We start from the raw sequence: 1,730 nt of genomic DNA, 5'->3' as shown, positions 1-1,730 counted from the left end.
CGGTGCTCAAGACCCGGTTCGGAGCGAAGACCCAGCTCAGGCTGGTCACGGCGCCGCGCGGTTTCCTCAGCCGCTTCGGCCTATTCGGCTCGAGCAAGGGCTTTTCAGCGCCCGATATCGCCGCGGCAGCCGCCAGCGGCGTGATCGATGCGGCGGAAGAGCGCGCGTTGTGGGCACGGTTCGGGCTTTGAAAAACCGGCAAAACCGTCTAGCATGAGAGCTTGAAGTCTTATGCATGTCGCTTTCCTAAAACCGGATCCACTTTTGGGCGACATGCATGAACCGACCCGACCGGCCGCCGCCCAGCGTGGGAGGAGTTTTGACATGCCGCAGATCATTTTCTTCACCGTCGTTGGCGTCGCCGCCTATTTCGGCTACCGCACCTTCATCCGGGAAGCCGAGCGCGTGACCGCCAAGGTGCGGCGCACGGAAAAGCAGGCAGCCAACGGTGCCATGGGTACGCTGGTCAAGGATCCGAAGACCGGCGAATACCGGCTGGCCAAGGACTGAGCATCATCCCGCATACGACTGACGCCGTGGACACCGAGATCGGGTCGCGCATCTGGCATGCGCACGCCAAGATCAATCTGGCGCTGCATGTCACCGGCAGGCGCCCTGACGGCTATCACCTGATCGAAAGCCTGGCGGTGTTCACGCGTTTTGGCGACCGGGTCGAAATCGCGCTCGCCGACAGCGACGATTTTACCGTGTCTGGCCGCTACGCGCAGGCCGTTCCGCTCGACGCCAGCAATCTCGTGCTTAAGTCCCGCGATGCGCTGCGAAGAGAGGCTGGGGCCAAGAGAACCCCGCCGGTCGCCATCCGGCTCGAAAAGAACCTGCCGGTTGCCTCCGGCGTCGGCGGCGGCTCGAGCGATGCGGCAGCCGTGCTGCGCGGGCTGGCGGAGACATGGGCCCTAGACATGGACAGCACTGAGCTGGCGCGGATCGGCCTTTCGCTTGGCGCCGATGTGCCGATGTGCCTGGCGGCCAAGCCGCTGGTCGCGCGTGGCATCGGCGACGAACTGTCGATGGTGCCGGATTTTTCGGCGTTGGGGCTGGTGCTGGTCAATCCCGGAACGGCCGTCTCGACCGCCGAGGTGTTTGCAGCGCTTTCCCGTCGCGACAATGAGCCACTGCCGCCGCTGCCGCGCAGCATCGACTTCCATAGCCTGCGCAACTGGCTGGAGATCACCCGCAATGATCTTGAGCCTGCGGCGCTGGCGATGCAGCCCGCCATCGGCAGAGCGCTTTCCTGGCTTAACAAGGCTGGATCGGGTTTCTCCCGGATGTCCGGATCCGGCGCGACATGCTTCGGCCTGTTCGAGACCGGCAATGTCGCCAAGCGCGCTGCCGCGGACATCCGCAGCCGCCAGCCCGACTGGTTCGTCGCCGCGACGCGCAGCATGACATCGGAGGCTGGCTGAGATGGCCAGGATTGACGAGAGCCGGCCTTTCATCCCGATCCGCATCGCGGTGCTGACCGTCTCGGACACACGCAGCCTCGCCGACGACAAATCCGGCCAGACACTGGCCGACCGCATCACGGAAGCCGGCCACGTCCTCGCCGCCCGCGATATCGTCACCGATGACCGCGAAAAGATTCGCGACAAGGTGCTCGGCTGGTCGCGGGACGCTGCGATCGACGTCGTCATCACCACTGGCGGCACCGGGTTTACCGGCCGCGACGTGACGCCGGAAGCGCTGGAGCCGATCTTCGAAAAGCGCATGGA

At 65.1% G+C, this 1,730-nt stretch carries 3 protein-coding genes and 1 pseudogene; all 4 read left to right on the top strand.

From position 1 onward, the window contains the following. A pseudogene (locus ACXJ7R_RS31805) lies at positions 1-191 on the top strand (S49 family peptidase); the annotation flags it as partial. A gap of 133 nt (positions 192-324) precedes the next feature. Next, positions 325-510, top strand: coding sequence for a membrane protein (locus ACXJ7R_RS31800; RefSeq protein WP_027023000.1), 186 nt, complete (start codon positions 325-327; stop codon positions 508-510). Positions 511-536: 26 nt separating this feature from the next. After that, on the top strand, positions 537-1,424 hold the full coding sequence (locus tag ACXJ7R_RS31795) for a 4-(cytidine 5'-diphospho)-2-C-methyl-D-erythritol kinase (protein ID WP_457155269.1): 888 nt from the start codon (positions 537-539) through the stop codon (positions 1,422-1,424). Position 1,425: 1 nt separating this feature from the next. Next, positions 1,426-1,730: MogA/MoaB family molybdenum cofactor biosynthesis protein (locus tag ACXJ7R_RS31790; RefSeq protein WP_457155268.1), on the top strand; the 305-nt coding region annotated here is incomplete at its 3' end.

The organism is Mesorhizobium sp. P5_C1 (assembly GCF_054049815.1).
The sequence above is the reverse complement of the archived record's forward strand: the minus strand, read 5'-3'. Positions and strand labels throughout refer to the sequence as shown.